Source organism: Enterobacteriaceae bacterium ESL0689, from assembly GCA_029433525.1.
Lineage (GTDB): Bacteria > Pseudomonadota > Gammaproteobacteria > Enterobacterales > Enterobacteriaceae > JAQTIF01.
The window spans coordinates 390,631-417,621 of record JAQTIF010000001.1 but is presented as its reverse complement, the minus strand read 5'-3'; the positions used below and the strand labels follow the sequence as shown (position 1 = coordinate 417,621).

Below are 26,991 nucleotides of genomic sequence, written 5' to 3'. Positions count from 1 at the left end.
ATTATGGTTCAGATCCCGGAAAATCCTCTTATTCTTGTTGATGGATCCTCTTATCTCTATCGGGCATATCATGCTTTCCCTCCCTTGACTAACAGTAGCGGTGAGCCGACCGGTGCGATGTATGGCGTGATAAATATGCTGCGTAGCCTGATCCTGCAATATCAACCCACACATGCTGCGGTGGTTTTTGATGCTAAAGGAAAGACGTTTCGTGATGAACTGTTTGATCGCTATAAATCTCATCGACCCCCGATGCCCGATGATTTACAGGCGCAGATTTCACCGCTACATGCGATGGTGAAAGCAATGGGGTTACCGTTGATGGTCGTGCCTGAAGTGGAAGCAGATGATGTGATCGGAACCCTGGCGTATGAAGCGGAAAAAGCGGGACATCCGGTGCTTATTAGCACCGGTGATAAAGACATGGCTCAGCTTGTCACACCGAGTATCACGCTGATTAATACCATGACTAACGCTATTTTGGGCCCGGATGAAGTTGTGGCTAAGTATGGTGTACCGCCTGAATTGATCATCGATTTCCTTGCTTTGATGGGAGATAGCTCCGATAACATTCCCGGTGTTCCTGGTATTGGCGAAAAGACGGCGCAAGCGTTATTACAAGGGCTGGGTGGGTTGGATACTTTATATGCGGAACCAGAGAAAATTGCCGGTTTGAGTTTCCGTGGCGCTAAAACAATGGCGGCGAAACTGGCACAAAATGAAGAAGTCGCTCGCCTCTCATATCAGCTCGCGACGATTAAAACCGATGTCCAACTGGCGTTACATTGCGAAGATTTGACCGTACAACAGCCAGTGACTGATGAATTACTGGCACTGTTTCGTCACTATGATTTTAAACGCTGGATGGCTGATGTTGAGTCCGGCAAGTGGTTGCAGGCAAAGCGTCGCTCGGTTGCGGCAGAACAGGGGGCGCCTGCCCTGGATGAAAACCGTGTCAATGAGGTGACAGCCAGATTATCGGCAAAAAACTATGTCACGATCCTGGATGAGAATACCTTAGTAGAATGGATAACACGGCTAAAAGAGGCACCCCTGTTTGCTTTTGATACCGAAACAGATAGCCTGGATAATGTCTCTGCCAATCTGGTGGGATTGTCATTTGCGATTGAGCCAGGAATAGCGGCCTATGTTCCGGTTGCCCATGACTATCTTGATGCACCGGATCAGATCCCGCGTGAACGTGTACTGGCATTATTAAGGCCGTTGCTGGAAGATGAAAACCGGCTGAAGGTGGGGCAGAACCTGAAATATGATCGCGGGATCCTGGCGAATTACGGGATTGAACTTCGGGGCATCGCTTTTGATACGATGCTTGAATCCTACACGTTAAATAGCGTAGCAGGGCGACATGATATGGATAGCCTTGCTGAACGCTGGCTACAACATAAAACCATTACCTTTGCCGAGATTGCTGGCAAAGGTAAAAACCAGCTTACTTTTAATCAGATTGCACTGGAAGAAGCGGGTCGTTACGCAGCCGAAGATGCTGATGTCACCCTGCAGTTACATCTGAAGATGTGGCCAGAATTACAACGCCATAGTGGGCAACGGAATATTTTTGCCCATATTGAGATGCCGCTGGTACCGGTACTCTCCCGCATTGAGCGCAATGGTGTCAAAATTGATCCTGCGGTATTGCATGCGCATTCTCAGGAGATAACCCAGCGTTTGCTTGAGCTTGAGCAGCAAGCCTGGCAGCTTGCGGGTGAGGAGTTTAATCTTTCCTCCCCGAAACAGTTACAGACGATTCTGTTTGAGAAGCAAGGCATTAAGCCCCTGAAGAAAACCCCAGGGGGGGCGCCTTCTACTTCGGAAGAGGTGCTGGAAGAGCTGGCGCTTGAGCATCCGTTGCCGAAAGTGATTCTGGAATATCGCGGCCTGGCGAAACTGAAATCAACCTATACCGATAAATTGCCCTTGATGATTAACGATAAAACCGGTCGTGTGCATACATCTTATCATCAGGCCGTCACTGCGACAGGGCGTCTCTCTTCGACCGATCCCAACCTGCAAAATATTCCGGTGCGTAATGATGAAGGACGTCGTATTCGCCAGGCATTTATTGCCCCACCAGATTATCTGATTGTTTCTGCTGACTACTCACAAATTGAGTTGCGTATTATGGCGCATCTGTCACATGATAAAGGGTTGCTGGCCGCTTTTGCTGAAGGTCAGGATATCCACCGTGCAACGGCGGCAGAAGTATTTGGTGTAGCACTTGATAGCGTCAGCAATGAGCAGCGACGAAGTGCCAAAGCGATCAATTTCGGATTAATTTATGGTATGAGTGCGTTTGGTCTCGCCAGGCAGCTCAATATACCGCGTAAAGAAGCCCAGCAATATATGGATCGCTATTTTGAACGCTATCCTGGGGTGCTGGATTATATGGAACGTACCCGTGCCCAGGCGAAAGAACAGGGTTATGTAGAGACGCTGGATGGTCGCCGCCTTTATCTGCCAGATATCAAATCCAGTAACGGGGTCAGGCGTGCTGGAGCAGAACGTGCAGCGATCAATGCCCCGATGCAGGGTACGGCGGCAGATATTATTAAGCGCGCAATGATTGCTGTCGACATGTGGTTGCAGGTGGAGAAACCACGAGTACGAATGATTATGCAGGTGCATGATGAGCTGGTGTTTGAAGTACACAAAGACGATCTTGCTATCGTGACGGAAAAACTCCATCAGCTGATGGAAAACAGCACGCAACTGTCAGTTCCACTGTTAGTGGAAGTGGGTAGTGGAGACAACTGGGATCAGGCACATTAATCCACTGTTCCATAAGGAGTGTTTGACGTGTCATTTTGTGCCTGGACCATGCCAGTAAGCCGCCCAGACTGCGGTTTCTCTGGGCTGTCTGTGTCCAGACTGGCGGCGCCAGATAGGTAAATTTTATGCAATTAAGCAACATAAATTATCTTATATTGTGACTGAAATCGTTATTTTTTATCTAAAGGATGAAATAGAGCAATAAAATGTGCTTTATTTGTAAGCGAAAGAAGAGTAGAGTGGGTTTTGTAGGGTACAGAGGTAAGATGTTCTATCTTTCAGATCTTTTACTTCACGTAATCGGATTTGGCTGAATGTTTTAGCCGCCCCGGTCATTATGATCGGGGCGTTTTTTTTATGGTGTCAAATAAAATATTCTGTGTGCTACGGTGATCGGGATAACGTCTGCTATTGTGCTGATCACGATGGCTTTGTGTCATTCTGAGCAGGGACATCATTAAACCAGCTATCGAGTTTCTGTCGCAGTGTATCGATACCGGTTTTCTTCAACGAAGAGAAAGCGGCAACCTGCACATCACCATTAAAGGCGAGTATAGCCTCGCGTACTTTTTTCACCTGCGCTTTGGCCGCCCCACTGGATAGCTTATCCACTTTAGTCAGAAGTATCTGCACCGGAATATCACTGTCTACCGCCCATTCGATCATTTGCTGGTCAAGATCTTTGAGCGGATGACGAATATCCATCAGCACCACCAGCCCTTTCAGACACTGGCGTTTTTCCAGATATTCGCCCAGTGCCCGCTGCCATTTGATCTTCATCTCTTCCGGCACCTGAGCGTAACCATAACCTGGCAGGTCGACCAGGCGTTTGCCTTCAGCAACTGCGAACAGGTTGATAAGCTGAGTACGTCCCGGCGTTTTTGAGGTACGTGCCAGGTTTTTCTGGTTAGTTAATGTATTCAGGGCGCTGGACTTGCCAGCGTTCGAACGCCCGGCAAACGCAATCTCAATGCCGGTGTCGGCAGGAAGATGGCGAATATCCGGGGCACTGGTGACAAAATGTGTTTGCTGATAATTCCAGTTAGTCAAGACAGTCATCTCCGTTAAAAAATAGTGTAAAGGATTATACCTGAATAGCAGAAAAAGGCTGTCTTTGGTCATGATAAGTACCTGACAACAGACCGTGCGCAGAAAGTGGGGCAAGAAAAAGGTAAACAGAATGAGTCTGCTGCTTTTTTCTTTGTCCTGTTTCTGCTAGATTCCGCCTTAATTTCTATAATCAAGAAAATGAATCGACAGATGACCTGTATAATATGAAAAAACCGACCGCGCCCTCCCGAAGCAAACAACATCGCAAGACACGTGAAGAGATTAATCAGGAATCCCGTGCGCGTAAACGCCAGAAGAAACATCGCGGCAACATCGCGGGAAGCCGCACCACTGCTGGCAGAGCCAACACAAACGCTAAAAAACCAGAACCACAAAAAGATCCGCGTATTGGCAGTAAAAAACCTGTTCCACTGGGGGGAACGGAACGTACTTCCGTCACGAAGCAACGTCAGAGAGTCAGTGAGAAACCGGCGCTTTCAGCGCAGGATGAACTGGCGTTGCTGGAAAACGATCCACGGCTTGATGCGTTGCTTGATCGTCTGGAAGAGGGGGAGATCCTGAATCAAGAAGAGCAGCGTTGGGTTGATAGCACACTCGATCGAATTGATATACTGATGCAGCAACTGGGTCTTGCCTGTGATGATGAGGAAGAAGAAGAGGTCTACCAGGAAGATATGATGCGTTTATTGAAGGGTGGAAAATAACCGCGGTATCCTGACTTTTTTTCAGCCTGACTTATCACATTTTTGGTTATATGTTATCTGATGTAATTTTTGGTTAAACTACGATGATTGTCGCGGCGTGAAATCAGAAATAGCTGCGCAATCGGCTCATAACCCTGGGTATGGTTGCGCTGGCGGCGGCGACATCATCGGAAGGAGTGAGCATGTCTGTACAGTCCGTTGACTGGGATCTGGCTTTGATCCAGAAATATAATTATTCCGGGCCTCGTTATACTTCATATCCTACCGCACTGGAGTTTTCTTCTGCATTTGGTGCCACTGAATTTAGTGAAGCGGTCGCTCGCTACCCGCAACGGCCGTTATCATTGTATGTCCATATCCCGTTTTGTCATAAACTCTGCTATTTCTGTGGCTGTAATAAAATCGTTACACGCCATCAACATAAGGCTGATCAGTATCTGGATGTTCTGGAACAGGAAATTATCCATCGTGCTCCCCTGTTTAGCGGACGCCAGGTCAATCAGCTGCACTGGGGAGGTGGAACACCCACTTACCTGACGAAGGCGCAAATAAGTCGTTTAATGCAGCTGTTACGCCGCCATTTTGATTTTAATCCTGCTGCTGAAATCTCGATTGAGATTGACCCGCGTGAAATTGAGCTGAATGTTCTGGATCATTTACGTGCGGAAGGCTTCAATCGCCTGAGTATGGGGGTACAGGATTTTAATAAAGAGGTGCAGCGACTGATTAATCGTGAGCAGAATGAGGCGTTTATCTTTTCTTTACTCCGTCACGCGCGTGAGATCGGTTTTACTTCCACGAATATTGATTTGATTTACGGCTTGCCGAAACAGACGGCAGAGAGTTTTGCGTTTACGCTGCGAAAAGTTATCGAACTCAACCCGGATCGTTTGAGTGTTTTTAACTATGCGCATTTACCTACACTCTTTGCGGCACAACGTAAAATCAAGGATGCTGATCTGCCGGTAGCCGAACAGAAACTGAATATCCTGCAAGAGACGATTAATGTACTGACTGATGCAGATTATCAGTTTATCGGCATGGATCACTTTGCACATGCTGATGACGAACTGGCTATTGCTCAGCGCGAAGGGAAACTGCATCGTAATTTCCAGGGATATACTACCCAGGGAGATACCGATCTACTGGGAATGGGGGTTTCGGCAATCAGCATGATTGGCGACTGTTACGCCCAGAACCAGAAAGAACTGAAGCAGTATTATCAACAGGTTGACAATACCGGCGACGCGCTCTGGCGCGGTATCGCATTAACACGCGATGACTGTATTCGCCGCGATGTGATCAAGATGCTTATTTGCCAGTTTGCGCTGGATTTCGCCACGATAGAGAACCTATGGCAATTAGATTTTCAGCGCTATTTTGCGGAAGATTTAGCGCTGCTCGCGCCGCTGGAAAAAGATGGCCTGGTTGATATCAATGATCAATCGATTCAGGTGACAGCAAAAGGTCGGTTATTGATTCGTAATATTTGCATGTGCTTCGATACCTATTTTCGTCAGCGGGTACGAATGCAGCAATTTTCCCGCGTCATCTGAATCAAGCATAATGCCCCGCCAGCCGCAATGTCTGGCGGAGAGTGAAATCGTTATTCTATACCCAGTTCTTTTAATTTGCGCGTCAGTGTATTCCGTCCCCAGCCCAGCAGGCGAGCCGCCTCCTGTTTGTGTCCTTGCGTATGGTGCAGGGCGGCGGTGAGCAATATGCGTTCCATCTCCGGTTGTACCTGATAAAGCAGATTTTGCTGTCCGGACTGGAAAGCCTGCTCAGCCCATTGCCTCAGCAATGTTATCCAGCTATCAGAGGGGCTGTGGGCGGCGGCATCCGGCACTGAGGTTGCAAACAATTCAGCGGGGAGATCCTGAGTCAGAACTTCCTGACTGGCTGCCATGATGGTCAGCCAGCGGCAGGTATTTTCCAGCTGCCGTACATTACCTGGCCAGTTTAACTGCGTTAAGGCATGTTCAGTTTCCGGATGCAGTTTTTTGGCTTCCACTCCCAGATCCCGGGCGGCAACTTGCAGGAAATGGCGCGCCAGACGCGGTATATCCTCACGACGTTCGCGCAATGGCGGGAGTGGAATACGAATAACATTCAGGCGATGAAAAAGATCTTCACGAAATTCCCCTTCCTGCACCCGTAACTCAAGATTCTGGTGAGTGGCGGCAATAATACGGACATCGACTTTCACCGGTGCATAGCCGCCAACCCGATAAAACTGGCCATCGGCCAGCACACGCAGTAAGCGTGTCTGTACATCCAGCGGCATATCACCAATTTCATCAAGAAAAAGTGTGCCGCCATTCGCTTGCTCAAAACGTCCCTGACGCACGGCATTTGCGCCGGTAAAAGCCCCCTTTTCATGACCGAACAGTTCAGACTCAATCAAATCATTGGGAATGGCGGCCATATTCAACGCAATAAATGGCGCTTTGGCGCGCGGGCTATGGCGATGCAGCGCATGGGCGACCAGTTCTTTACCCGTCCCCGATTCGCCATTAATCAATACGCTGATAGAAGAACGTGACAAACGGCCAATAATACGGAACACGTCCTGCATGGCCGGTGCTTCCCCGATAATGTCTGCGGTCGGATTGATAACTGTCACATTGCGCGGTTGTTGCTGTTCCTGATAATGGCTGATGGCCCGATCTACCAGCGCGACCGCCTCATCAATATCAAACGGTTTTGGCAGATAATCAAAAGCCCCTTGTTGATAGGCATTGACGGCGGCATCGAGATCGGAATGGGCAGTCATGATAATCACCGGCAGCATCGGATAATGAAGTTTAATTTGTTTGAGTAATGTCAGGCCATCCATGCCCGGCATACGGATATCGGACAATAAAACATCAGGCATCTTGCTGGCGAGCGCATCAAGCACGTTATTCGCGTTGTCAAAGGTGGTACAACTCAGGCCAGCACCGGTGAGTGCCCGTTCAAGCACCCAACGGATGGCACTATCGTCGTCAACGATCCAGACTATTCCTCGTGGCATAAATACCTCTATTTCCGAATAGGCAGATATACCGAAAATTCGGTATGTCCAGGCCAGCTGGCAAATTCAATTTTACCGTTATGCTGATCAATAAGATTACGGGCGATGGAAAGTCCCAGTCCGGTGCCGCCTTCATGACCACTCACCAGAGGATAAAACAGCGTATCCTGTAAGTGCGGGGGAATACCGGGGCCGTTATCCTCCACATCAATTCGTGCAGCCAGCCGATAACGCACACCGCATAGCGTTAACTGGAAAGCTGTACGTGTCCGTAATGTAATCTCGCCTCCATCTGGCCCCAGCGCCTGTAAAGCATTACGTACAATATTCAATAACACCTGTTCGATTTGCTCAGGATCGTGTGCTAACTCTGGCAGGCTGGGATCATAGTCACGGATAAGTCTGACGTTATCGGCCAGATCCATCGACACCAGTTTGATAACCCGCTCAGCCACTTTATGAATACTGTCAGTGATACGCACGCCGGGATGCTGAGGTCCCAGCAAGCGATCAACCAGATTTCTCAAGCGATCAGCCTGTTCGATGATCACGCTGGTATAATCAAGGAGCGCAGGATCAGGGAGCGCTTTACTTAATAACTGTGCAGCACCCCGCAGACCGCCTAATGGGTTTTTTATCTCATGTGCCAGGCCGCGTACCAGATCACGTGCAGCCACTTGCTGTGCGTGTTGTAACTGTTCCTGACTCAGACGGCGCTGATTATCCAGTGGTGATAATTCCAGCAGGATATAGTTATCTGGCAGTCGTTGTGCGCTCAGTGACAGAATATGAGAGCGACCGTCGATAACCAGCGTGACTTCATTATCAGTAAATCCCTGCCCTGCGCGCAGGTTTTCCTGCATCATTTTGATATCTAATGAAAAATAACTTAATAGCTCCGGAAGCGGTGTCCCAAAGAGTTTGCGCGAGCTTTGTGCCAGCAATTGCTGGGCAGCCGGGTTGGCATAATGTACGGTCAGATCGTCATCGACAAGTAAAATGCTATGGATTAAAGCGTTAAGGATCTGCCCAGCATCGGGCTGAGTGCCTGTTGCCATCTGACAGTCTCCAGAATAAATTTGCACTAATTTGGCGCATTATAGCTTTTTTATGAGTAAAACCATGCACAGAATTAGCATGCTGGTGGAAAAAGCCCATCTGATAAGACAGGCTGAAATTTTCCACGCTTCCGGAGTTTCACGCAGCAAGCGGTGATATCCGCAATTGACAACAAAATCAGACGCTATAGTACAGCTCAAACTCGACCGGATGGGGCGTCATACGTACCCGATCATTTTCTGCAGTACGCAGAGCGATGTAAGCATTAATCGTCTCATTGGTGAATACACCACCGGCGGTCAGGAACTCGCGATCGTTATTCAGTGCGTGCAGGGCTTCTTCCAGCGATCCTGCCACTTGTGGGATCTCTTTCGCCTCTTCTGGCGGTAAATCGTAAAGGTTTTTGTCCATAGCATCGCCAGGATGAATTTTATTTTTAATGCCATCCAGTCCCGCCATCAGCAGCGCCGCGAAGCACAGATAAGGGTTGGCTGCCGGGTCCGGGAAGCGCACTTCAATACGGCGGGCTTTTGGTGAAGTCACTACCGGAATACGGATGGAGGCGGAACGGTTACGGGCAGAGTAAGCCAGCATAACCGGGGCTTCATAACCTGGCACCAGACGTTTATAGGAGTTGGTCGTTGGGTTAGATAGCGCATTGATCGCTTTGGCGTGTTTGATAACGCCACCAATATAGTACAGTGCCAGCTCAGAGAGTCCGGCATATTTATCACCAGAGAACAGGTTGACACCATTCTTTGAGAGTGACATGTGGCAGTGCATACCCGAACCATTATCACCAAACATCGGCTTAGGCATAAAGGTGGCGGTTTTACCAAAGCGGTGAGCAACGTTATGCACGATATATTTATAGATCTGAATTTCGTCCGCTTTTTTGGTCATCGTATTGAAACGTGTCGCGATTTCATTCTGGCCAGCGGTAGCCACTTCGTGATGGTGCGCCTCTACCACCAGTCCCATCTCTTCCATAATCATACACATGGTAGAGCGGATATCCTGAGAAGAGTCAACGGGAGGAACCGGGAAGTAGCCGCCTTTCACACCCGGTCGGTGGCCTTTGTTGCCGCCTTCATATTTGGTATCTGAGTTCCACGCCCCTTCGATATCATCAATAGCAACATGAGAACCGGAGATGGAGGAACCGAAACGGATATCGTCAAACAGGAAAAATTCAGGTTCAGGCCCGAACAGAACGGTATCCGCTAAACCGGTAGCACGCAGATACTCTTCTGCCCGTTTCGCGATAGAGCGAGGATCACGGTCATAACCTTGTAACGTACCGGGTTCCAGAATATCGCAGCGAATAATCAGCGTCGGTTCTTCATAGAAAGGATCGAGCATTGCGGTTGTTGTATCTGGCATCAGAACCATGTCAGATTCATTGATACCTTTCCAGCCGCCGATGGAAGAGCCATCGAACATTTTACCTTCTTCAAAGAAATCAGCATTGATCTGATGAGCAGGGATCGTAACGTGCTGTTCTTTACCTTTGGTATCGGTAAAACGTAAATCGACAAATTTTACATCGTGCTCGTCTAGCATGGTCAAAACGTGTTCAGCGGACATACTTAAACTCTCCCTGATTGCTTTTTGTTGTCGTGGAAAATTCTTATTGCTTAAAGTGGCATAATCGCCTGCAATAACTAAAGCGAAATTTGTGCCAACTTTCAATTTATCGCGGAAATGCGCTATCATGCGTACCATATATGACTATCATAGTGCAAAACTTTTGTGCCGGAAGGGAAGGTGTGCACTAAAATGGTGCATCTGAGGGTGTGTCAGGCACTTATTCAGTGCAAGTTGCTTGTGGCATGCTTTTCTCATCCGTACATAATGACCGCCAGAGAACCTCCGCGCTGTTTATTTGCAGCGGTTCTTTGCGATCTTGTTTAGTCCTTCGTTTATTACGTGTACAATAGCGCGCTATTTCTAATGCCTGAGGCAAAGTTGTGATCGAAAAACTGCGTAATATCGCCATCATCGCGCATGTTGACCATGGGAAAACGACCCTGGTTGATAAGCTGCTACAACAATCTGGTACGTTTGATGCGCGTGCCGAAACGCAAGAGCGTGTGATGGACTCCAACGATTTGGAGAAAGAGCGTGGAATTACTATCCTCGCGAAAAATACTGCCATCAAATGGAATGATTATCGTATCAATATTGTCGATACCCCTGGGCATGCTGACTTCGGTGGTGAAGTTGAGCGGGTGATGTCTATGGTTGACTCGGTATTGCTGGTGGTTGATGCCTTTGATGGCCCGATGCCACAAACCCGTTTTGTGACCAAAAAAGCGTTTGCCCATGGCCTGAAGCCGATTGTGGTCATCAATAAAGTTGACCGTCCTGGCGCACGTCCGGACTGGGTTGTTGATCAGGTATTCGACCTGTTTGTGAATCTTGATGCCACTGATGAACAGCTGGATTTCCCGATCGTTTACGCTTCTGCGCTGAACGGTATCGCGGGTCTTGACCACGACAATATGGCAGAAGACATGACGCCGCTGTATCAGGCGATTGTTGATTATGTCCCAGCACCCAATGTTGATCTCGATGGCCCATTCCAGATGCAGATTTCGCAGCTGGATTACAATAACTATGTCGGGGTTATCGGCATTGGTCGCATTAAGCGCGGTAAAATTAAGCCCAATCAACAAGTCACTATTGTCGATAGCGAAGGCAAAACGCGCAATGGTAAGGTAGGTAAAGTGCTGACCCACCTCGGGCTGGAACGTATCGATAGCGATGTCGCGCAAGCTGGCGATATCATTGCGATTACCGGTTTGGGCGATCTGAATATCTCCGACACAATTTGTGATCCACAACAGGTGGAAGCGTTACCCGCGCTGACGGTAGACGAGCCGACAGTCAGCATGTTCTTCTGTGTGAACACCTCGCCATTCTGTGGCAAAGAGGGTAAATACGTCACTTCCCGTCAGATCCTTGAGCGTTTGCAAAAAGAGCTGATACACAACGTCGCACTGCGTGTTGAAGAAACGGAAGATGCAGATGCGTTTCGTGTCTCCGGACGCGGTGAACTGCATTTGTCTGTCCTGATTGAAAACATGCGCCGTGAAGGTTTCGAAATGGCGGTTTCTCGCCCGAAAGTTATCTTCCGTGAAATAGATGACCGTAAACAGGAACCTTTTGAAAATGTCACGCTGGATGTTGAAGAGCAGCATCAGGGATCGGTGATGCAGGCGCTGGGCGAGCGTAAAGGTGACCTGAAAAATATGCATCCTGATGGCAAAGGTCGCGTGCGTCTTGACTATGTGATCCCAAGCCGTGGTCTGATTGGTTTTCGTTCCGAGTTTATGACCATGACTTCCGGTACAGGTCTGCTGTATTCCACTTTCAGTCATTATGACGATGTGCGTTCAGGTGAAATAGGCCAGCGCCAGAATGGTGTGCTGATTTCTAACGGTCAGGGAAAAGCGGTTGCCTTTGCACTGTTTGGCCTGCAGGATCGCGGCAAGTTATTCCTCGGCCATGGCGCTGAAGTGTATGAAGGCCAGATTATCGGCATTCACAGCCGCTCTAATGACCTGACGGTCAACTGTCTGACCGGTAAAAAGCTGACCAATATGCGGGCATCCGGTACGGATGAAGCAACGGTTCTGGTTCCGCCGGTTAAGATGACGCTGGAACAGGCGCTGGAATTTATTGATGACGATGAACTGGTAGAGGTCACACCGGTTTCTATCCGTATCCGTAAACGTCATCTGACAGAAAATGATCGCCGCCGCGCGAATCGTGGTACTAAAGAGGAATAATTTTCGTTCCTTATCGCTATCCGATGAACCCCGCCTGACTGGCGGGGTTTTTTTCTGCTGCTCTCTATCTCTTTTTCTTAGCCTGTCTAAGGCCTGAAATACCCATCTCACTTGTTTCCGATGCTGGATGATAATCATGATCTTTATCAGGAATAAGAAATGAAGCAGCACCCAGGATTTGTATGCTGCTGCTTTTATGAGAAGAGCGAACGCTACCAGCGAAGGTCTGAAGCAAGGAGAAAAGTCACAGACCTGACTTGATCTGCTATGTCATAGTTTATCTGCATCATTGTAGGTATTGGTCGGTTTTGGATTTCATAAAGATCTGTCCAGCCAAAAGCTCGCCGCATAACTACCTTTGGAGGACTGCTTCTTAATGGCACACCTATATTTTCATGAACCCATGAGCGGGTCATTTTTTTTTGTAATGGAACGGGAAGATCGTTTGGAAATATCCAATTAGAAATATCATCATCCTGAATAGTAAGTGTTATAGCTTTTAAAATTCTCCCGTCACGCCAGAAGGATAAAAATACGCCCTCACGTCCCATGTCCAAACTAAGAACAGGAGAACCTGAAGTTCCTTTCGGAGGTGATTTATATACGATTAACTCAGAATCAATAAGTTCCTGATAGCTTTTCCCTAAACAATTAATTAAAGCATCAATATTTACTGTCATTTATACAACCCCATCTCACTGTTTAGCTTATGCATTTTCAACCTTGCCGCTTCTATCTGGCTTTCTGTTGCCCCATGCTCTTTTAAAGCAGGTTTAATGGCATCCAGATTGCGGTCAAGGGCAGCTCTGAGATTTTTTGAGTCCAGTTCAATTTGTGTAGATGTGTTACGCCCACCGTAGGTTTCACTGATCTGTTGATGCACTTTTTTAGGAATCACAATTGAGGCAACATCATCAGATAGTTTACTTATATCCTTAGGTGCAAGTTCGGGATATAGTTCAGACAGATATGCTTCAACAGCCGCTCTGGATGGCATATGATCTGCCTCATATTTTCCCTGCCTTGAGCGCCGAATAAAATCACTGTAAAGCTCAACCTCCAAAAACTCAACAGGTGGTTTGCTCAGGTATATATAAACCGGCGGAATATTCGGCAATGGCAGAATAAGAATATAATCCGCAAAATGCTTCTCTTCCGGGGCCGGAGTGGTTGTAGCCTCAATACGGGTATCTTCCGGCAGCGGATCAACCATAACCGGATTCGGTATCCTTACCGGGTTCCGGTTGCCTGTATTTAAAGGAACATTGACACCTGAACTCTCTGGCGTCCAGATGATGGTGATACGCGGCTCTTCCTCTGTGGTGAACGTATATGCCTTTCGGCTACTGTCCCACGCCATTTTACGTACACGCACCATATCCTGACCCGGTGGGGTGTGCCAGCCATGAGGAACCGGGTTACCTTTAGCATCCTGTTCCCATGTATAACGCACACGTGTGGGGGCTTCATGCATCTGTTCCAGACGCATCCGATCGATAAAGTCCTGTTCGCCGTCATTCGGCCTGCCGGTCATCATTCCCAACATAACGGCTGCGATGGAGGCACCGGAGCCGCTGGCAGCAATACCTGATTGCGGTCACGTTCTTCAGCCAGTTGTTTTGCTCTTTCTTCTTTTGCGGCCTTACGTTCAGCAACTAATGCTGCATTTCTAACACTCTCTAAAGCCCGGTTTACCATTAACCTGACGCCATTGCTTTACTTCCTGAACAATACCTTCGGGGCTGTCATCCTTCCCATCCTCTGGGTAGAAGATAAGGTCGGAGCCTGATGGATGTTCAGCAAGTCGCCTGAACTCCCTGACTCGGCGATTATCGTCCTCTTCTGTTGGCCCCTCTGCTCTGCAGATTTTACGAACTAAATCTAAAAATTCGCTTTCTGAATAGTCGGATAATGTTTTTTTATCACTCATATTATCTACCCTGCCTTATTGAATGAATTTCGATATGACGCTTCGGAGTGGTTACTCCCATATTATCAACGTTATAAACGTCTCCACCTTTACTTATTGGAATAATATGATGAATTTCATAGCGTTCTCTTCCTCCAGCACGATCTACTTCGCGTGTAAAAGGTGAATTACCATTGCGGACATTAGTCTGGTTATGAGGTTTAAATTGTCCTGATAATTCAGGATCTTCTGAAACCTCTAACCAAAATGCCTTGCGGAACTGGTCAAAGTTCGCAAACGTTCGGCCTCGTAGTTTATCTGCTATCTGACCTGGAATCGGGGAACCATTACCGGTATTGGCATCCGACAACCATATCCCGCTGACCTTTTGACCTTTACCAGTAACCTGTCCAGGATTATTTCGTAGATAAACATAAATCGGCGGAATATTCGATACTGGCAGAATAAGAATATAATCCGCAAAATGCTTCTCTTCCGCTGCCGGGGTAGTTGTAGCTCCAATACGGGTATTTTCCAGCAGCGGATCAACCACAACCGGATTGGGTATCCTTACCGGGTTCCGGTTACCTGTATTTAAAGGAACATTGACACCTGAACTGTCTGGCGTCCAGATGATGGTAATATGCGGCTCTTCCTCTGTGGTGAACGTATACGCTTTTCGGCTGCTGTCCCACGCCATTTTACGCACACGCACCATATCCTGACCCGGTGGCGTATGCCAGCCATGAGGAACCGGGTTACCGTGGCTGTCATCTTCCCATGTATAACGCACACGTGTGGGCGCTTCATGCATCTGCTCCAGTCTCAACCGGTCAATAAAGTCCTGTTCGCCGTCATTGAGCCTGCCGGGCATCATTCCCAGTACAACGGCAGCGATAGGGGTACCGGGGCCGCTGGTAGCAATACCCGATTGCGGTCACGTTCTTCAGCCAGTTGCTGAGTTCTTCTTCTGCGGCTTTACATTCAGCAACTAATGCTGCATTTCTAACACTCTCTAAAGCCCGGTTTACCATTCGCCTGATACCATTCTTTGACTTCCTGAACAACGCCTTCGGGACTATCTTCACTCGGATAGTAAATAAGATCCGAGCCATCAGGATGTTCAGTCAACCGTTTAAACTCAAGGATATTTTGGATATCTTCAGCTTCTGTAGTGCTACCGACATCAAATAACTTACGGAAAAAATATAAAAAATCACCCTCTGTATAATCACTAATTTCTTTCATATTATCCGCTTCTGTGAATATCAATATGACGTTTCGGAGTCAGCCCATATTATCGACATTAAGAAAAGGGAATCTACCAACGAAGGGCTGAAGTTGGGAGAAAAGTTATTTTTTTTACCATATCGTCCAGATCATAGCTGACTTGCATTGTTATAGGCATATGAAAATCCTCTATAGTATACCGTTCAGTCCATCCAAAGGATTTGTTTGCTACCTTACGTGGCGGAGCCTCTTTATCTGGTTCCCCGAAGGTGTCATGCATCCACTGTCGTGACATTTCTGCTTTGAGTGGTGTAGGTAAATCATTAGGGAAAATCCACCCTTTTATACCATCCCGCTGAATTCGTAACGTTATTTCCTGAAGGATCATCCCATCTCGTTTGAAAGAAAGAAACACTCCCTCTTTGTCCATATCAAGATTAAGGTCAGGATCTCCATATTCTCCAGAAGGTTTTGTTTTATATGGTATAATGTCCTGATCAACCATTTCGTGATACGTTTGGCCTAAGCAACGGATCAATGTCTCAATATTTATTGTCATTTATATAATCCTATTGCTGAGAAAGGATAAAAAATGAAGCAGCACCCAGAATTTGTGTGCCGATGCTTTTATGAGAAGAGCGAACGCTACCAGCGGAGGTCTGAAGCAGGGAGAAATGTCACAGACCTGACTTGATCTGCTGTGTCATAGCTTATCTGCATCATTGTAGGTATTGGCCGATTTTGGATTTCATAAAGATCTGTCCAGCCAAAAGCTCGTCGCATAACTACCTTTGGAGGACTGCTTCTTAATGGCACACCTATATTTTCATGAACCCATTCCCTCGACATGCTTCTCTGTAATGGCTCTGGTAATTTATTTGGAAATATCCAGTTTTTAGCCTTGTCATTCTGGATTTTAACGACAATAGCCTGCAAGATCCGACCATCCCGCTTGAAGGACAAGAAAAGACCTTCTTTTGCCATATCAAGACTTAAGTCAGGATCCCCGGATGAGCCTGCAGGAGGGCTTTTGTAGGTGATCAATTCATTATCAATAAGTTCCTGATATGTTCTTCCTAAACAGTTTATTAAAGCATCAATATTCACCGTCATTTATATAATCCCATTTCACTGTTTAGTTTATGCATTTTCGCCCTTGCAGCTTCTATCTGACTTTCTGTTGCCCCATGTTCTTTTAAAGCGGGTTTAATGGCATCCAGATTACAGTCAAGAGCAGTCCTGAGATTTTTTGAGTCCAGTTCAATTTGTGTAGATGTGTTACGCCCACCGTAGGTTTCGCTGATTTGCTGATGTACCTTTTTAGGTATCACTATTGCAGCAACATCCTGAGAAGCAAGCTCAATATCTTCAGGTGTCATATCAGGGTAATGTGCTTTCAGATATGCCTTAACTGCTGCTTTCGATGGCATATGATCTGCCTCATATTTTCCCTGCCTTGAGCGCCGAATAAAATCACTGTAAAGCTCAACCTCCAAAAACTCAACAGGTGGTTTGCTCAGGTATATATAAACCGGCGGAATATTCGGCAATGGCAGAATAAGAATATAATCCGCAAAATGCTTCTCTTCCGCTGCCGGAGTGGTTGTAGCCTCAATACGGGTAGCTTCCGGCAGCGGATCAACCACAACCGGATTGGGTATCCTTACCGGGTTCTGGTTGCCTGTTAGAGCAATAATTCAATCAAACAGGTCGAAAAGCCAGCTGATAATTATATCGTTGCAAATCCAGTTGATGCTGAAAGTACGGTTGTATATATGGCAACCATTCTACTATTACATCATATACACCATCATAGATCTGAAGCTCGTTAGATAGACCAATTTTATCCAAAAAATAAACATTATTATCTAAAACATCTGAAAATTTCTTTCCTTCCCCTTCAGCGGTTTGCTTATTAAACCACTGTAGTCTCATTTTATAAGACATATCTGCTCCTATAACGACCATTTATCTCGATAATCAAATGAAATAAAATACTCATAGGATAATAAATCAATATGATGTGTGAAATAAGGTTGTAAATGCTTGACCCAATCACTTTTTAACTCAAAAGAACCATTATTTACAATGTCTTTTGTTGGTAAACCTAAGTCATCAGTCATGACATTGGCATCATCACCAAAATCAATAGAATATTCCTTACCTACTTCCAATTCTGTTAGCTTATCGAACCATTGTAGTCTTAATTTTAGGCCCATCTTAACCTCATAAATAAAGTTTAATATTTCGCCCTAACACAAATCAGAAACTTATAACACTTTACTTTTAAGATATGCAATAAATTCTTTTACTTCATTAACGGTTGTATACCACTCAGAAACTTTTTCCCCATCTGAATATTCATCATACTCCCCAGCATAGTCATTTAACTTATGAGTAGAAAAGCCTTGTATCTCGCCAGCAAAAATCATTTTGTTTTGAATGATAACTTGCTCACCATTATAATAAAGAACCCATGAAAATATAAAGTTAACTGTCTCTGGATTATACATAGATACCGCCAGCACAGAATGATCGCCATTCTTTAAACCTTGTTCAATAGCCTCAAGCCAACTCTCCTGATATTGCTTTATACTCCAATAAGTTAATGGTATTTGAATTCCTTCCTCAAAATCACCAATGACTATTTTAGCTGGCAAGACTATTTCGTTAAATGCAGATTGAATAGCTTCACTCTCTGTAAAAATACCAAACATATCATTATCCCTTTATTCTATTTAAATCTTTGTCATATGTACCTAAACGAACACCTTTTTTACTGATTTTTTTCCAACCATAAGATACGTTGTGTCCATCAACATCAGGAGTTATATAATCTTTTCCATTAAAGAATGCTGGCTGTCCGTGAGAATTAAATGGCACTTTATCCGCTGAAATCCGGCGATCATAACCAAGCTTTCTGGCTGCTTCTTCCGCATATTTTCCCTTCAGTACAGAATTTAAATAAACATAAACTGGCGGAATATTCGGCAATGGCAGAATAAGAATATAATCCGCAAAATGCTTCTCTTCCGCTACCGGAGTGGTCGTTGCCTCAATTCGGGTATCTTCCGGCAGCGGATCAACCACCACCGGATTGGGTATCCTTACCGGGTTCTGGTTGCCTGTATTCAACGGAACATTGACCCCTGAACTGTCTGGCGTCCAGATGATGGTGATACGCGGCTCTTCCTCTGTGGTGAATGTATACGCCTTTCGGCTGCTGTCCCACACCATTTTACGTACACGCACCATATCCTGACCCGGTGGGGTATGCCAGCCATGAGGAACCGGGTTACCTTTAGCATCCTGTTCCCATGTATAACGCACACGTGTGGGGGCTTCATGCATCTGTTCCAGACGCATCCGGTCAATAAAGTCCTGTTCGCCGTCATTGAGCCTGCCGGGCATCATCCCCAACATAACGGCTGCGATGGGGGCGCCGGGGCCGCTGACAGCAATCCTTCCGAGTCCTGCAGCCATCTCACCCGCTTTTACCGCCCACGTTCCTGACGTAATGGCACTTCCACCTGTCAGTCCAAGCGCGAAGGCACCTTCAAGCGCCATTTGAACATTAGCAGTACTCGTCGCTGCGGCTATTGCCCGCTGGTATTCGATTTCTTCATGATTACCGTACCACCATTTATACAACGCACCTCGTTTCCTGGGTTCCGGAATTTCCTCTGCCGGTTTTTTTTCCCTCGCAGACTGAGCGTGCTGGACTACTTCATTATCCGAAGCTGGATCGTCAGGTGGAATCGCCTGATAAAATGCCATTGATGCAAAATTAGTGTGGGGTTCCTGCTCTTTCCCGGCGTCATTACAACCCTCGCCACGAAGGCAGGATTTGGCGAATACCCGATTACGGTCACGTTCTTCAGCCCGTTGTTTAGTTCTTTCTTCTTCTGCGGCCTTACGTTCAGCAATCAGGGTTGCAAGGGCTGCAATAGAAGGATTCGGGCCCACGCCAACCCATTGTCCTGCGGGTGCGATAATTCGGTTAGTTCCGGAAGGACAGCCACAGTGCACGATTGAACCATCCACCGCCGCTATTTTACCATTATTGGTATCACGGGGTTCACCGGATACGATAACCCCTACCTCACCACATTCAGGACAGGGGGTTGTTTTATCCCCAACACGAACCACCCTCCGTCCATGTTCAGTATCATTGGACATAGAGGCGATACATTCAGCACCCGTAGTTGTTTTATCACCCTCCAGTGCTGTTCCTCTTCCATAACAGTCAGATCGATTTCCCATTACGCCACCTCTACAGATAGCAGGAAATCCTCCGGTATCTCTTCTCCTTCGCGACCTGCAATCGTTTCATTATTCATCCCGGACAGTTGTTCTGCTGTAAACGGAGATTTATCCATTGTTGCCAGCAGTTCCGGAGTCAGTTCATTATTATATTGACGATCCATCTCCATTTCCTTGTCATTTAGATGGTTTGATTGATTCAATATTAACCGATTTATAATTTGACTTAAAAGTGATGTTTGTCATGAAGTTATAAAAACCAACGACAGAATCAACAATGATGACGTATTCAGCTTAGAGCCTGGCCCATCAGGCTATTTTACTGGCCATTCTGGCCCTGGGCAGTGCTCGAAATCCTCACGTACTCCGTGTACGCTGTGGTTTCTCCGCGCTGTCCGTATCCAGACTGGCTGCGCCAATAACGCCTGATGGGTCAGGCTCTTAATGACAGAAGAAAGCGAATAAATCATGATTGCATTAATTCAACGTGTGTCTCAGGCGCGTGTGACAGTGGAAAATGATATCACCGGTGAAATTGGGCCAGGGCTTCTGGTGTTATTAGGTATCGAGAAAAATGACGATCAGCAAAAGGCAAATCGTCTGTGTGATCGGGTACTGGGCTATCGTATTTTCAGTGACGCAAGCGGGAAAATGAATCTCAATGTACAGCAGACAGGTGGTAGCGTATTGGTCGTTTCGCAGTTCACCCTGACGGCGGACACCGCGCAGGGCATGCGCCCCGGCTTTTCCCGAGGTGCTGCTCCTGATATCGCCGAGACACTGTATGACTATTTTGTTGCCCGCTGTCGTCAACAGATAAATACCCAGACCGGCAGATTTGCCGCGAATATGCAGGTTTCATTAGTCAATGATGGCCCGGTGACTTTCTGGTTACAGATTTGATATTCTCGCTATTACGATGGCCAGCCGTGCCATCCCGAAAGCGTGCTGACCGAGATACAAACAATACGGACAACAGGACGTCACAACATAAATCAGCTAATAATATCGTTGTGCCATAAACTTTATAATCTCTGGAATATTGCATGAAACAAGTACAACGTCATGACGCCATTATCGAACTGGTAAAAAAGCAAGGCTATGTCAGTACCGAAGAGCTGGTTGAACAATTTGCTGTTAGTCCCCAGACGATTCGCCGTGACCTTAATGATCTCGCCGAACAAAAAGTGATTTTGCGCCATCATGGGGGGGCAGCACTCTCCTCCAGTTCGGTCAATACCTCCTGGCATGACCGGAAAGCGACCCAGACCGCAGAAAAAGAGCGCATTGCCCGCAAAGTTGCCAGCCAGATCCCCAATGGTGCGTCACTGTTTATTGATATCGGCACCACCCCAGAAGCGGTCGCTCATGCCCTCCTGACACACACTAATTTACGTATTGTCACCAATAATCTCAATGTGGCGACGACACTGATGGTAAAAGAGGATTTTCGTATTATTCTCGCCGGTGGTGAGGTGCGCACCCGGGATGGTGGCATTATCGGTGAAGCGACACTGGACTTTATCTCCCAGTTCCGCCTCGATTTCGGTATTCTGGGTATCAGTGGTGTGGATAGTGATGGTTCATTGCTGGAATTTGATTACCATGAAGTACGAACAAAACGAGCCATTATTGATAACTCACGCCATGTGATGCTGGTTGTCGATCATTCAAAGTTCGGGCGTAATGCCATGGTTAATATGGGGAGTATCAGTATGGTCGATGCCGTCTACACCGATGTTACGCCGCCCGCCAGCATACTGAAAGTGATTAAGGATAACAATCTGCAACTGACGTTATGTTAAACCGTCGGCGGCAGCAGTTTTAACGATATACTGCTTTATGCATCACTGTTGCTCGCTTTTTCCCGGCAATAAGGAGAAGGTGGTTCGGGTACACTAACCCTTCATGTTTTCATCAGGGAGCCGAATGCCTTATGTCATCCGCTATTTTTGACAGAGATCAGTTTCAGGCTGCGCTGACGCGTTACTGGCAGCATCTGGGATTATCGTCCGCTTCAGAGATGACCCGACATCAATGGTGGCAGGCGATAAGCCGCGCACTCGCCGGGTTATTAGCCGCTCAACCTGCGGTAAAACCCGCCAGCGGACAGCGCCATGTCAACTATATTTCGATGGAGTTTTTGCCCGGTCGTCTCACCGGCAATAATCTGCTGAATCTGGGCTGGTATCAGGAGGTCAGTGATATTCTGCAAACCTGTAATATCAATTTAAGTGATCTGCTGGAAGAGGAGCGCGATCCTGGATTAGGCAATGGTGGCCTGGGACGGCTGGCAGCCTGTTTTCTCGATGCAATGGCGACCAGTAACCAGCCAGCAACCGGTTATGGCCTGAATTATCAGTACGGTTTGTTTCGTCAGTCTTTCTCTGACGGGCAGCAAATCGAAGCCGCTGATGACTGGCGGCGGGGTGATTATCCGTGGTTTCGTCATAATCAACAACGAGACGTTCAGGTGGGGCTGGGAGGAAGTGTCAACAAAAAGGGGCACTGGCAGCCCGCAGTGATCCTTACCGGCGAAGCCTGGGATCTACCGATCGTCGGTTATGGTAATACAGTGATACAACCACTGAGCTTATGGCAGGCGACCCACACGCAGCCGTTTGATCTGACAAAATTTAATGCCGGAAACTTTCTCGGCGCCCAGCGTCAGGGGGTGAACGCAGAAAAATTAACCCAGGTACTCTATCCGAACGATAATCATCCGGCAGGTAAGAAACTGCGTTTAATGCAGCAATATTTTCACTGTGCCTGTTCCGTGGCGGATATTTTACGGCGTCACCACCAGGCAGGCCGTAAAATATCCGCGCTGGCAGAATATGAAGTGATTCAGCTGAATGATACTCATCCGACCCTCGCGATCCCGGAACTATTACGAATACTGCTTGATGAGCATCAGCTTAGCTGGGATGCGGCGTGGGCAATTGTCAGTCGTACCTTTGCCTACACCAACCATACACTGCTGCCGGAAGCGCTGGAGTGCTGGGATAAGAAATTGCTAAAAGCATTACTGCCACGGCATATGCAGATTATCAATATCATTGATGATCACTTGCAGCGCCAGGTGATGGCAACCTGGCCTGATAACCCGCAGTTATGGCAAAAGCTGGCGATTGTTGATAGCCATCAGGTACGTATGGCTAACCTGTGCGTGGCAAGCTGTTTTGCGGTTAATGGCGCTGCCGCGTTGCACTCTGAACTGGTGGTCAACGATCTGTTCCCGCAATATCATCAGCTCTGGCCGCACAAATTTCATAACGTTACCAATGGTATTACACCGCGTCGCTGGATCAAGCAGTGTAATCCGGCACTGGCGGCGTTACTGGATAAAACGCTCGATGAAAGGTGGATCAGTGATCTCGACCAACTGATTAAGCTGGAAAAATATGCGGATGATGCCGCGTTTCAGCATACCTGGCGTGATATTAAGCAGGCCAACAAACGACGGCTGGCAAAATTTGTCAAAGCGCGTACTGGCATGACCATCAACCCGCAAGCGCTTTTTGATGTGCAGATTAAGCGCCTGCATGAATATAAGCGTCAACACCTCAATCTGCTCAATATCCTGGCGCAATACCAGGAGATTTGCGAAAACCCACACGCAGACCGGGAACCCCGTGTCGTGCTGTTTGGCGCAAAAGCCGCGCCAGGTTATGCACTGGCGAAGAATATTATTCTGGCGATCAATAAAGTGGCGGCCGTGGTGAATAATGATCCACGCGTTGCGGACAAACTCAGGATTGTATTCCTCGCCGATTATAACGTTTCTGTCGCGGAACTACTGATCCCGGCGGCAGATCTCTCAGAGCAAATTTCGACAGCGGGTAAAGAAGCTTCCGGTACTGGCAATATGAAGCTGGCGCTGAATGGCGCACTGACTATTGGCACCCTCGATGGGGCGAATGTAGAGATTGCCGAACGCGTCGGCGAAGAAAATATCTTTATATTTGGTCATACGGTAGCGGAAGTAAAAGCCTTGCAGACGCAAGGTTACGATCCGCGCGTATGGCGTCAGCAGGATAAGCGGCTTGATTCACTGCTCAGTGGGCTGGAATCTGGCCAGTATAGTGAGGGTGATCGCCAGGCTTTCGCCCCGATGTTACACAGCCTGCTTGAGGGCGGCGATCCCTGGCTGGTGCTGGCCGACTTTGCTGATTATATTGCCACTCAACACCAGGTCGATAAATTATATCGTGATCCGCAAGCCTGGACCCGGGCGGCCATTCTTAATGTAGCACGTTGTGGAGTGTTCAGCGCAGATCGTGCTATTCGTGAATATCAACAACATATCTGGCAGGCCATACGCTGAGGATATCATGATGGCGAAAAAACGCGCTTTACAGACGGCAGAAGCGGCGGGGATCATTCCTGATTATATTAATGCGGAGGGTCAGCCACAGGTGATTACGGCGACTACCCAACAGCGCTTGCTGGCGGCGATGCGACATACCGTAACGATGTCAGCAGCCACAGGTCCGCTGCCAGCTGTGCAGATTTTCACGGTCGGTAAAATGATGGCGTTGCCTGTGACCGGAGAGGGGATGTACCAGTGGTCACTCTTTTGCGAAACGGATGAGCAGTATGAGGGAGAAGTGAGTGGCGGAGAAACGCTCTCATTACCGGAAAACCTCCCGGAAGGCTATCATCTGCTGACACTCACTCAGGATGAACGATACTGGCATTGCCAGCTCATTATCGCCCCTGGCCGCTGCTACGAACCGCCAGCCTTGCAGGAAGGGAAAAAATTATGGGGTGCTTGTGTCCAGCTCTACACACTGCGTTCAGAAAGTAACTGGGGAATCGGCGATTTTGGCGACTTACGCGCGATGTTGCCGGAGATTGCCCGCCGTGGTGGTGCGTTTATCGGACTCAATCCGATCCATGCGCTCTACCCGGCCAATCCTGAAAGTGTCAGTCCATACAGTCCTTCTTCCCGTCACTGGCTGAACGTTATCTATATTGATGTCAATGCGGTGGCAGATTTTCACCTCAGTGAAGCGGCACAGGCCTGGTGGCAATCAGCAGAAACGCAACAGGCGCTGAAAGCGGCACGGCACAGTGATAACGTCGATTACACCGCTGTCAGCATGCTGAAAATCACTGCGTTGCGCATGGCGTGGCAGAGATTTTCCACTCGCCGCGATGCGGAAATGACGGCATTCCGGCAATTTATCGCACAGGGTGGTGACAGCCTGTACTGGCAGGCGGCGTTTGACGCGCTGCATAGCTGGCTGGCGCAACAACAGCCATGTTACCGGGACTGGACAGTATGGCCGCAAGCCTATCAGGACAATCATAGCCAGGCCGTGAAAGAGTTCTGTTATCAACAGGCAGATGAGGTCGATTTCTATCTCTGGTTGCAGTGGCTGGCGCATACTCAGTTTGCGGATTGCTGGCAGGTCAGCCAGCAGGCGGCGATGACGATCGGGCTTTATCGTGATTTGGCTGTCGGGGTGGCAGAAGGTGGGGCAGAAACCTGGCGTGATCGGGATCTGTACTGTATGCAGGCATCGACAGGCGCACCACCGGACAGGCTCGGCCCGACAGGGCAGAACTGGGGGCTCCCTCCGATGGACCCGCATGTTATCGTCGCCCGTGACTATCAACCCTTTATCAGCCTGTTGCGTGCAAATATGCAACACTGTGGTGCCTTGCGCATCGACCATGTGATGTCAGTTTTGCGTCTGTGGTGGATCCCCCGTGGTGAAACTGCCGATCATGGCGCCTATGTGCGCTATCCGGTGGACGATCTGCTGGCGATCCTCGCGCTGGAAAGTCAGCGCCATCGTTGCATGGTGATCGGTGAAGATCTTGGCACGGTTCCGGCAGAAGTGGTTGATAAATTACGCCAGCATGGCGTTTACTCCTACAAAGTTTTGTATTTCGAACATGATAAGCACAACCACTTCCATTTACCGCAGCACTATTTATCACAAGCGATGGCAGTAGTGGCCACACATGATTTGCCGACACTGCGTGGTTACTGGCAAAGTCGTGATCTGATGCTGGGGAAATCATTAGGTCTCTACCCGGATGAAGTGATGTGGCGTCAGTTGTATCAGGAGAGGCAACAGGAGAAACAGGGGCTGATAGAGGCATTGCATCAAGCGGGTTGCCTGTCGGAAGAGGCCGGGCAGCATGCGACGCAGATGGTGATGACGGCCACACTCAGCCATGCGATACAGTGTTATCTTGCTGAAAGTCACAGTGCATTATTGGGACTGCAACCGGAAGACTGGATGCAAATGACTGATCCGATCAATATACCGGGAACCAGCAACCAGTATCCCAACTGGCGACGTAAACTGATGATGACGCTGGAACAGATGTTTGCTGATAAACAAATCAATAAGCTGATTAATGAGTTGAATCAACGGCGGCAAAAGCCGCGCTGAGAGCCTGGCCCCTCATCAGACAGGCTTTTTTGCTGCGGGCGCATGCCCGCCATCCTCATCTGCAGTATGCGCCGAGTGGTTTCCGGTCACCCGCACTATTGATGGTAGCGGGTGTGATGAACAAAGAGGGCGTAATCAGTAGTAAGAGTGTTCACCACGCTGGTGTTCGGTTAAGTCGCGTACCCCTTTTAACTCCGGGAACTCGCTTAACAGCTGTTTCTCAATTCCCTCTTTCAGGGTGAAATCGACCATTGAACAACCATTACATCCGCCACCAAATTGCAGAATAGCCAGTCCGTCTTCGGTGATCTCCATCAGTGAAACACGACCGCCATGACTCGCCAGTTGGGGATTAATTTGCGACTGCAACATATATTCCACCCGTTCCATCAGTGGGGCGTCATCGGCGACTTTGCGCATTCTGGCATTGGGGGCTTTCAGGGTAAGCTGAGAACCCAGCTGATCGGTCACGAAATCAATTTCAGCGTCTTCAAGGTAAGGGGCACTGAGTTCATCGACATAAGCGATCAGGTGCTCAAATTTCAGTGCGGTATCACTGTCTTCTACAGCATCAGGCGGGCAGTAGGAGACACCACACTCCGCATTGGGTGTGCCGGGGTTAATGACAAACACCCGGATTTGCGTTCCCTCTTCCTGATTAGCCAGAAGTTTAGCAAAATGCGCCTGTGCGGCATCGGAAATACGGATCATAGCATTGACCTGATAGTTGACTATTTCAATC

The 26,991-nt window shown here is 47.9% G+C and carries 26 protein-coding genes; 8 read left to right on the top strand and 18 right to left on the bottom strand.

The features are described from left to right. Nucleotides 1-3 precede the first annotated feature (3 nt). Nucleotides 4-2,790, top strand: a complete 2,787-nt coding sequence (gene polA, locus PT300_02035) for a DNA polymerase I (protein ID MDF7679461.1) — start codon at nt 4-6, stop codon at nt 2,788-2,790. Nucleotides 2,791-3,210: 420 nt separating this feature from the next. On the opposite strand, the gene yihA is transcribed toward polA, so the two are convergent. After that, nucleotides 3,211-3,840, bottom strand: a complete 630-nt coding sequence (gene yihA, locus PT300_02030) for a ribosome biogenesis GTP-binding protein YihA/YsxC (protein MDF7679460.1) — start codon at nt 3,838-3,840, stop codon at nt 3,211-3,213. Between the two features lie 224 nt (nt 3,841-4,064). Between yihA and yihI the strand changes: the two genes are divergently transcribed. Beyond that, complete coding sequence (gene yihI, locus PT300_02025; protein MDF7679459.1) at nt 4,065-4,565, top strand: Der GTPase-activating protein YihI; 501 nt, start codon at nt 4,065-4,067, stop codon at nt 4,563-4,565. Nucleotides 4,566-4,747: 182 nt separating this feature from the next. Continuing rightward, a complete protein-coding gene (gene hemN, locus PT300_02020; GenBank protein MDF7679458.1) occupies nt 4,748-6,121 on the top strand; it encodes an oxygen-independent coproporphyrinogen III oxidase in 1,374 nt (457 codons plus the stop codon). A 50-nt stretch (nt 6,122-6,171) separates the two neighbouring features. Here the strand turns inward: hemN and glnG are convergent, their stop codons facing one another. The 3 genes from glnG to glnA all read right to left on the bottom strand — a co-directional run bounded on the left by glnG (nt 6,172) and on the right by glnA (nt 10,227). After that, a complete protein-coding gene (gene glnG / locus PT300_02015; protein MDF7679457.1) occupies nt 6,172-7,581 on the bottom strand; it encodes a nitrogen regulation protein NR(I) in 1,410 nt (469 codons plus the stop codon). Nucleotides 7,582-7,589: 8 nt separating this feature from the next. Next, the gene (glnL, locus tag PT300_02010) at nt 7,590-8,639 is read right to left on the bottom strand and encodes a nitrogen regulation protein NR(II) (protein ID MDF7679456.1); all 1,050 of its coding nucleotides are present in this window, start codon (nt 8,637-8,639) and stop codon (nt 7,590-7,592) included. 178 nt (nt 8,640-8,817) lie between these two features. Beyond that, nucleotides 8,818-10,227 carry a glutamate--ammonia ligase gene (gene glnA, locus PT300_02005; GenBank protein ID MDF7679455.1) on the bottom strand — a complete coding sequence of 470 codons (1,410 nt, stop codon included), beginning with the start codon at nt 10,225-10,227 and terminating at the stop codon, nt 8,818-8,820. 383 nt (nt 10,228-10,610) lie between these two features. On the opposite strand from glnA, the gene typA reads away from it, so the two are divergent. After that, nucleotides 10,611-12,434, top strand: a complete 1,824-nt coding sequence (typA, locus tag PT300_02000) for a ribosome-dependent GTPase TypA (protein ID MDF7679454.1) — start codon at nt 10,611-10,613, stop codon at nt 12,432-12,434. Between the two features lie 212 nt (nt 12,435-12,646). On the opposite strand, the gene PT300_01995 is transcribed toward typA, so the two are convergent. The 13 genes from PT300_01995 to PT300_01935 all read right to left on the bottom strand — a co-directional run bounded on the left by PT300_01995 (nt 12,647) and on the right by PT300_01935 (nt 20,000). Continuing rightward, nucleotides 12,647-13,114 (bottom strand): DUF6392 family protein, encoded by a 468-nt coding sequence (locus PT300_01995; protein MDF7679453.1) that lies wholly within the window; start codon nt 13,112-13,114, stop codon nt 12,647-12,649. Beyond that, nucleotides 13,111-13,980: an S-type pyocin domain-containing protein gene (locus tag PT300_01990; GenBank protein MDF7679452.1), complete on the bottom strand. Its 870-nt coding sequence runs from the start codon at nt 13,978-13,980 to the stop codon at nt 13,111-13,113. The genes PT300_01995 and PT300_01990 overlap by 4 nt, the downstream gene beginning before the upstream one ends. A gap of 123 nt (nt 13,981-14,103) precedes the next feature. Then, a complete protein-coding gene (locus PT300_01985; protein MDF7679451.1) occupies nt 14,104-14,364 on the bottom strand; it encodes a bacteriocin immunity protein in 261 nt (86 codons plus the stop codon). Nucleotide 14,365: 1 nt separating this feature from the next. After that, a complete protein-coding gene (locus tag PT300_01980) occupies nt 14,366-15,220 on the bottom strand; it encodes an S-type pyocin domain-containing protein (GenBank protein MDF7679450.1) in 855 nt (284 codons plus the stop codon). 128 nt (nt 15,221-15,348) lie between these two features. Continuing rightward, nucleotides 15,349-15,591, bottom strand: a complete 243-nt coding sequence (locus tag PT300_01975; GenBank protein ID MDF7679449.1) for a bacteriocin immunity protein — start codon at nt 15,589-15,591, stop codon at nt 15,349-15,351. 73 nt (nt 15,592-15,664) lie between these two features. After that, nucleotides 15,665-16,132, bottom strand: a complete 468-nt coding sequence (locus PT300_01970) for a DUF6392 family protein (protein ID MDF7679448.1) — start codon at nt 16,130-16,132, stop codon at nt 15,665-15,667. An 86-nt stretch (nt 16,133-16,218) separates the two neighbouring features. Then, on the bottom strand, nt 16,219-16,686 hold the full coding sequence (locus PT300_01965) for a DUF6392 family protein (protein ID MDF7679447.1): 468 nt from the start codon (nt 16,684-16,686) through the stop codon (nt 16,219-16,221). After that, entirely contained in the window at nt 16,683-17,267 is a 585-nt protein-coding gene (locus tag PT300_01960) for an S-type pyocin domain-containing protein (GenBank protein MDF7679446.1), read from the bottom strand. The genes PT300_01965 and PT300_01960 overlap by 4 nt, the downstream gene beginning before the upstream one ends. A gap of 7 nt (nt 17,268-17,274) precedes the next feature. After that, nucleotides 17,275-17,520: a colicin E3-like toxin immunity protein gene (locus PT300_01955; GenBank protein MDF7679445.1), complete on the bottom strand. Its 246-nt coding sequence runs from the start codon at nt 17,518-17,520 to the stop codon at nt 17,275-17,277. An 8-nt stretch (nt 17,521-17,528) separates the two neighbouring features. After that, nucleotides 17,529-17,792 (bottom strand): colicin E3-like toxin immunity protein, encoded by a 264-nt coding sequence (locus PT300_01950; GenBank protein ID MDF7679444.1) that lies wholly within the window; start codon nt 17,790-17,792, stop codon nt 17,529-17,531. Between the two features lie 51 nt (nt 17,793-17,843). Next, nucleotides 17,844-18,290: a hypothetical protein gene (locus tag PT300_01945; protein ID MDF7679443.1), complete on the bottom strand. Its 447-nt coding sequence runs from the start codon at nt 18,288-18,290 to the stop codon at nt 17,844-17,846. A gap of 4 nt (nt 18,291-18,294) precedes the next feature. Next, a complete protein-coding gene (locus PT300_01940; protein ID MDF7679442.1) occupies nt 18,295-19,836 on the bottom strand; it encodes an S-type pyocin domain-containing protein in 1,542 nt (513 codons plus the stop codon). Continuing rightward, on the bottom strand, nt 19,836-20,000 hold the full coding sequence (locus tag PT300_01935) for a hypothetical protein (GenBank protein MDF7679441.1): 165 nt from the start codon (nt 19,998-20,000) through the stop codon (nt 19,836-19,838). Before PT300_01935 ends, PT300_01940 begins: the two co-directional genes overlap by 1 nt. A gap of 304 nt (nt 20,001-20,304) precedes the next feature. On the opposite strand from PT300_01935, the gene dtd reads away from it, so the two are divergent. The 4 genes from dtd to malQ all read left to right on the top strand — a co-directional run bounded on the left by dtd (nt 20,305) and on the right by malQ (nt 26,249). Then, complete coding sequence (gene dtd, locus PT300_01930; protein ID MDF7679440.1) at nt 20,305-20,739, top strand: D-aminoacyl-tRNA deacylase; 435 nt, start codon at nt 20,305-20,307, stop codon at nt 20,737-20,739. A 143-nt stretch (nt 20,740-20,882) separates the two neighbouring features. Next, nucleotides 20,883-21,641, top strand: coding sequence for a DeoR/GlpR family transcriptional regulator (locus tag PT300_01925; GenBank protein MDF7679439.1), 759 nt, complete (start codon nt 20,883-20,885; stop codon nt 21,639-21,641). 131 nt (nt 21,642-21,772) lie between these two features. After that, nucleotides 21,773-24,163 (top strand): maltodextrin phosphorylase, encoded by a 2,391-nt coding sequence (gene malP, locus PT300_01920; GenBank protein MDF7679438.1) that lies wholly within the window; start codon nt 21,773-21,775, stop codon nt 24,161-24,163. A gap of 10 nt (nt 24,164-24,173) precedes the next feature. Further along, nucleotides 24,174-26,249, top strand: a complete 2,076-nt coding sequence (gene malQ / locus PT300_01915) for a 4-alpha-glucanotransferase (GenBank protein MDF7679437.1) — start codon at nt 24,174-24,176, stop codon at nt 26,247-26,249. Nucleotides 26,250-26,384: 135 nt separating this feature from the next. Here the strand turns inward: malQ and nfuA are convergent, their stop codons facing one another. Further along, nucleotides 26,385-26,960 carry a Fe-S biogenesis protein NfuA gene (gene nfuA / locus PT300_01910; GenBank protein ID MDF7679436.1) on the bottom strand — a complete coding sequence of 192 codons (576 nt, stop codon included), beginning with the start codon at nt 26,958-26,960 and terminating at the stop codon, nt 26,385-26,387. Between the last annotated feature and the right edge of the window lie 31 nt (nt 26,961-26,991).